Genomic DNA, 6,103 nt, shown 5'->3' on the forward strand with positions numbered 1-6,103 from the left:
TTAAAAGAATTCTAGCTATTTTTCTTACTATTTTTTTTATTTTACTTAATTATTAGCTATGCTTTTAAATCATTGCTTAAACGTATATTCTGTTTTTTTAAAATAACTGAAAAAAATAAGTTGTAGAAAAGAAGTTAATCTTTTCTAAATGTTTTTAATATCTTCGGAATCTAATATTTTGATATTTTTGCTTTCTAATGCATCAATAGCTTTTTCCATATTTTCCAATCTCATTACTACGACTGCTTCATTGGATTTTGCACCGACAAATGCGTATAAGTATTCAAGATTTATTCCTTTTTCATCGAAAATAGCTAAAGTTGAATTTAATCCGTTAGGTTCATCAGGCACTTCCAAAACAATTACTTCGTTTTCTTTTACGATAAAACCATCATTTTCAAGTGCTTCAATTGCTTTTTCATTATCTGAAACTATTAATCTTAATATTCCATATTTTGTTGTATCAGCTATTGAAAGAGCACGGATATTAATGCCTGCAAGCCCTAATGTATTTATAGCTTTTTTAATTCTACCTTCTTTATTTTCTACAAAAACTGAAATTTGTTTTACTGCCATTTTACCACCTATTCAAAATTCCTTTCATCGATTACACGAACAGCTTTTCCTTCACTTCTTGGAAGTGTTTCTGGTTCTACAATTGTTACTTCTGCTCTAATACCTGTTTCAGATCTGATTGATGCTTTGATCTGTTTTTCAACTTTTTCCATTTCTTTCATTTCGTCTGAGAACAGTTCTTTAGATGCTTCCACTTTAACCTCTACCACATCTAAGATGTCTGGTCTGGTTACATGAATCATGTAATTAGGACTGATACCTTCGATTTTAAGCAATGCTTTTTCGATTTGGGATGGGAAAACCATAACTCCTTTGATTTTTAACATGTCGTCACTTCTACCGGTGATTCTTGTCATTCTTACTGTTGTTCTTCCACATTCGCATTTTTCACCGATAAGGGAGGTTAAATCTTTAGTTCTAAATCTTAAGATAGGCATTCCAGTTTTAGTTAATGAAGTTAATACGAGTTCTCCTTTTTCTCCGTAATCCAAGTTTTCTCCAGTTTTCGGATTTATTATTTCTGGGTAGAAATGGTCATCTTGAATGTGCATTCCGTTTTGATACTCACATTCCTGTGCAACACCCGGGCCCATTACTTCTGTAAGACCGTAAATATTGTGTGTTTTGATTCCTAATGAGGTTTCAATCCTTTTTCTCATTTCATTGGTCCACATTTCAGCTCCATGAATTCCTGCTTTTAGGTTAATGTCATCTAATGAAATTCCTGCTTTTTCCCTGGATTCGCCTAGGTACATTGCATAAGATGGGGTACAAGTTAATATATCACTTTGGAAATCAACCATTGTATCAAGCTGTCTTTGTGTATTTCCGGCTGAAATTGGGATTGTGATTGCTCCCATCTTGTTTCCTCCATGGTGAATTCCGAATCCTCCGGTGAACAATCCGTATCCGTATGCATTTTGGATGATGTAGTCTTTCTCAGCACCGGCCATCTTAAGTCCACGTGCTATACATTCTCCCCATATGTCCAAGTCATTTTGTGTATATCCGGTAACTGTTGGTTTTCCGGTTGTTCCGGAAGATGCATGGATTTCTACGATTTCTTCACGAGGAACAGCAAGCAATCCTAATGGGTAAGCTTGTCTTAAATCACTTTTTGTTGTAAATGGAATTTTTTCAATGTCTTTTAATGTTTTGATGTCTTCAGGTTTTAAACCTATTTCGTCGAATCTTTTTCTGTAAAACTCTACATTCTCATATGCTAGTTTTACGGTTTCCTGTAGTCTCTTTAGTTGTATTTCTTCTTTTTCTTCTTTGCTCATACATTCTGCTTTTTCATTCCAATACATGATATCCCTATTTCAAAGATTTTTTTTAATACTTTAATTATGTCATTTCTTTAATATTAAAGTTTGGTGTACTGTTTAATTTTTTACCGGTAATTTTGACAATCCGAAGTAAACATTGTTTTAAAGTCGTAATTTTATATTTTAAAGTCAATATTTACTTTAAATTTTCAATAAAGTATTTATAATCAGTTTTTTATAATTTTACTTGGTGACAATTATGGATTCTAAAATTGACAAAGGAAGAATTGAATTTAATCATGAAAATTATGAAAAGGCTCTGAATTACTTTGACAGTGTAAGTGACAGTGACGAGAATTATGCCTACGTTGTGATATTTAAGATTACTTGTCTTATGGAGCTTGAAAGGTATGACAAGGCATTGTTTTTAATTGATTCTCTGCTTGAAGAAGATCCTCGGGATGAATTCCTGCTGTATGAAAAAATCAGGTGCCATGTTGCTCTTGATGAAAGGCAGGAAAGCTTCAAAGCATTGAAAAAATTCGAAAAAATTCTTGATTATTCCAATAAGCAGGTGGTTATCGATGTCTGCAGATTCTATATTGCTCTTGAAGATTACAGAAAAGCTTTAAAATTTTGTAATTTTGCATTGGAAATTGATTCTCAATTTAAGGATGCATTAAAACTTAAGGCATCGATAGCGATAGCTCTTGATGATATTCAGGTGGTTGATGATTGTGCAAATGAGCTTTGGAGTTTGGTGGATGAGGATGACGCTACTATAATTTCAGTATTTCTTTTTAAAATTTACTCTGGGGAATTCAGAGATTGTTTAAGGGTAATCGAGCGCATCAAATCTGACCTTGATGATGAAGAGGTCGGGGAAGTTCTCAAATCCTTGATTTTTAATTTGATGAGTGAAAAGCTAAATGTTCAGATAAATTTCACTGATGAAGTGGATATTTCCATCGATGAGGCTCTTGAAATGCTTTTTGATTATGACGAAAAAGGCATTACTTATGGGATTGTCAATGATACAGGATATGTCATAATGTAAATGTACAAAAATGAACATCGATGTAAAATTGATAGTAATGTTTAAATAATTTCCTTATTAAAATAAATTATGTAATATTAATTTGTTTAATATTTATTTAGAGGTAATTATTTATGGACGTAATGATTTTAGCAATTGTATTTATAATCTACATTTTTGCTTTAGTTTTCGTAGGTTATTATGCATACAAAAAGACTAATTCCTCTGAAGACTTTATGATTGCTGGTAAAGATACTCATCCATTCATCATGGCGATGAGTTATGGGGCTACTTTTATTTCGACAGCAGCTATTGTTGGTTTTGGGGGAGTTGCAGGTCAGTATGGTATGAGTGTGCTATGGTTAGCATTTTTAAACATTATTATTGGCGTATTCATAGCTTTTGTATTTTTAGGAAAGAGAACTCGCCGTATGGGGCATGCTTTAGGATCACTTACATTTCCTGAGTTTTTAGGCAAACGTTTTGATTCTAAATTTATCCAATACGCTTCAGGATTAATTATTTTTTGTGCAATGCCGATTTATGCCGCAGTGGTATTGATTGGAGCAGCAAGATTTTTGGAATCTTCTCTGCTGATTAATTTCAGTATTGCACTTTTAATTTTGTCAATAATTATTACATTTTATGTGCTGTTCGGTGGAATTCGTGGAGTAATGTATACTGATGCACTTCAGGGAACAATTATGGTTCTTGCAATGGTGTTCCTGCTTGTATTCATATATTGGTTACTTGGCGGAGTTGACACAGCAAACACTGCTTTGACTCAAATGAGTAATTTATATCCTGCCGATGCTATGGCAACGGGTGGAACTGGTTGGACGTCGTTCCCGGAATTTGGAACACCTTTCTGGTGGTCTTTAGTATCATCCACTTTAATCGGTGTGGGTATTGGGGTACTCGCACAGCCTTCATTGATTGTAAGGTTCATGACAGTAAAATCTGATAAGGAATTGAACAGGTCAGTTTTGATTGGAGGAATATTTATTGCAATCATGCCAACAACAGCATACATTGTAGGTTCATTATCCAATGTGTATTTCTTTGATAAGCTTGGAAAGATTGCAGTGGACGTTGTTGGAGGAAACATTGACAAGATTATACCTACATTCATTACAATGGCGCTTCCTGAATGGTTTGTATATGTCTTCTTATTGTCATTAATTGCGGCTGCAATGTCAACAATTTCTTCACAATTGCACACACAAGGAACTGCATTCGGTGTGGATATATATTCTGTAATAAGGGATAAATCAAAACAAAAACTGGACCAGGTATCTATTTCAAGAGTAGGTATTTTGATAGCTATCATATTGGCATTGGTAATGGCATATTCACTTCCGGGAAGTGTTGTTGCACTTGGAACAAGTCTGTTCTTTGAAATCTGTGCAGCGGCATTCCTGCCTGTATTTTTGGGTGCACTTTACTGGAAAGGAATTACAAGGTTAGGTGCCATTGCGGGAATAGTTTCCGGAACATTTGTCAGTTTATTCTGGCTTATATTTGTATTCAAAAAGACAGCTGTTGGACTTGGAATCTGTAAATTCATCCTTGGTGTGGAAACAATTTTACCTTCAGCACCATGGCCGTTTATGGATGTAATGTTAATTGCTGTTCCTGTTTCAGCCATTTTCACAATTGTAGTAAGTTTACTTACCAAACCTCCTGCTGATGAGGTTGTCGATAAGGCATTTTCAAACATTGATACAAAAGGAAGTGATGCATAATGGGTATTTTAGGTATTGAGGATCCATGGATTTGGAGTGTGTATCTTGGAATTATCCTATCAACACTTCTATGTATTGTTTACGGTATTGTAAACTGGAATAAGGGTGACTAGAGTTATTTAAAATAACTCTTAACTTTTTATTTTTTTTATCTTTTTTTAATCGTTTTTCCATGAATCAATAACTATTAATATACTTTTTTTACAAATTCTAATCTGGTGATGAAATGGAATACTTATTCGACAATTTTGACCGTATTCAAAAGAATGACCCTGAATTTCATGGAATCTTTAAAAACTTTGCATTCAAAGAGGTATCTGAACATTCAAGTTTATCTAAAAAAGAATCAGTTTTAGCGATTTTAGCTTCTTTAATTGCATGCCAGTCTCCAAAAGCTTTTAAAAAGATTTTGTTTTCTGCAGTTAATGTTGACATAACTCCTGTAGAAGTTAAAGAGTTATTATACCAATCTGTTCCTTACGTTGGTTTTGGCCGTGCACATAACTTTTTCGGTGTTGTAATTAAGGTATTCGACAAAAAAGGAATCGAAATGCCGTTGGATGACCGGTCCAATACAACTTCACAAAACAGACATGAAAAAGGCCGTGAACTTCAGGATAAATACTTCGGCAATGAAATGATTCAGATGATGAATGACAATGCTCCTGAAGGCCAGCAGCATTTCAACAGGTTTTTAGAAGGGTATTGTTTTGGTGATTTTTATACTCGTGATGGTTTAAATGACTCTGAAAGGGAGCTGATTACTTTTGTGTTCATTACTACTTTAGGAGGGTGTGAAAATCAGTTGAGGGGTCATACTCAGGCTAATCTAAATGTTGGAAACGATAAGGAAAAATTGGTTTCAGTCGTAACAACAATATTGCCGTATATAGGTTTTCCAAGATCTCTAAATGCTTTAGGTATTATTAATGAAATATGTGGCTAGATTTGGATATGATTAATATTCAAATCTTAAATTTTTTCAATTCGGGTCGCCGATTGTTGTTGATATGTATGGACTTCCTGCCTTGAAAAAAATCTTGCTTTTGATTGATAGTAAATGAGATTATATTCGAATTTTTTGTTAAAATTGCTTTATTTTTGAATTTAATATAGAACAAGTCAGATTTATATTGTCGATATGACTTTTGTTTTTCAGTTTTCAAGTCATATCTTTATATAGTATCTATTGAAATAGTTACTATGGTGAATGATTATTCATAACGAAAGTTTAAATTAAATGTATCCTTATTGAATTTTAAGATTAGTTCTGGGTATATGTCGATTTAATCAATTATTTGATGTGCATGAAATGGGGATTGTCAAATATTTCTTTCAAAAAGGTGTCTCAGTTAGAAGAATTACAAAAATTTTTTAAAGAACTTGACTCGTTATGAAAATATTTATATATCATTCTAATTAAAATTATAATTATCTATCATGATGATTAAATTGTAATTTAAGATTATAAGTCGTAG

6 protein-coding genes are annotated in these 6,103 nt (G+C 33.0%); 4 read left to right on the forward strand and 2 right to left on the reverse strand.

The window, feature by feature from the left end; genetic code table 11:
• Positions 1-144: 144 nt before the first annotated feature.
• Together ACKI2P_RS07055 and ACKI2P_RS07060 are read right to left on the reverse strand one after the other, a co-directional pair.
• Positions 145-576, reverse strand: a complete 432-nt coding sequence (locus ACKI2P_RS07055; RefSeq protein ID WP_407376311.1) for an amino acid-binding protein — start codon at positions 574-576, stop codon at positions 145-147.
• Positions 577-584: 8 nt separating this feature from the next.
• Complete coding sequence (locus tag ACKI2P_RS07060) at positions 585-1,886, reverse strand: phenylacetate--CoA ligase family protein (protein WP_407376312.1); 1,302 nt, start codon at positions 1,884-1,886, stop codon at positions 585-587.
• Between the two features lie 217 nt (positions 1,887-2,103).
• Between ACKI2P_RS07060 and ACKI2P_RS07065 the strand changes: the two genes are divergently transcribed.
• The 4 genes from ACKI2P_RS07065 to ACKI2P_RS07080 all read left to right on the forward strand — a co-directional run bounded on the left by ACKI2P_RS07065 (position 2,104) and on the right by ACKI2P_RS07080 (position 5,571).
• The gene (locus ACKI2P_RS07065; RefSeq protein WP_407376314.1) at positions 2,104-2,901 is read left to right on the forward strand and encodes a tetratricopeptide repeat protein; all 798 of its coding nucleotides are present in this window, start codon (positions 2,104-2,106) and stop codon (positions 2,899-2,901) included.
• Between the two features lie 113 nt (positions 2,902-3,014).
• On the forward strand, positions 3,015-4,625 hold the full coding sequence (locus tag ACKI2P_RS07070) for a sodium:solute symporter (RefSeq protein WP_407376316.1): 1,611 nt from the start codon (positions 3,015-3,017) through the stop codon (positions 4,623-4,625).
• Positions 4,625-4,738, forward strand: a complete 114-nt coding sequence (locus tag ACKI2P_RS07075) for a symporter small accessory protein (protein WP_407376318.1) — start codon at positions 4,625-4,627, stop codon at positions 4,736-4,738. Before ACKI2P_RS07070 ends, ACKI2P_RS07075 begins: the two co-directional genes overlap by 1 nt.
• Positions 4,739-4,851: 113 nt before the next feature.
• Positions 4,852-5,571 (forward strand): carboxymuconolactone decarboxylase family protein, encoded by a 720-nt coding sequence (locus ACKI2P_RS07080; protein ID WP_407376320.1) that lies wholly within the window; start codon positions 4,852-4,854, stop codon positions 5,569-5,571.
• Positions 5,572-6,103 lie beyond the last annotated feature (532 nt).

The organism is Methanobrevibacter sp., assembly GCF_045541095.1.
Lineage (GTDB): Archaea > Methanobacteriota > Methanobacteria > Methanobacteriales > Methanobacteriaceae > Methanocatella.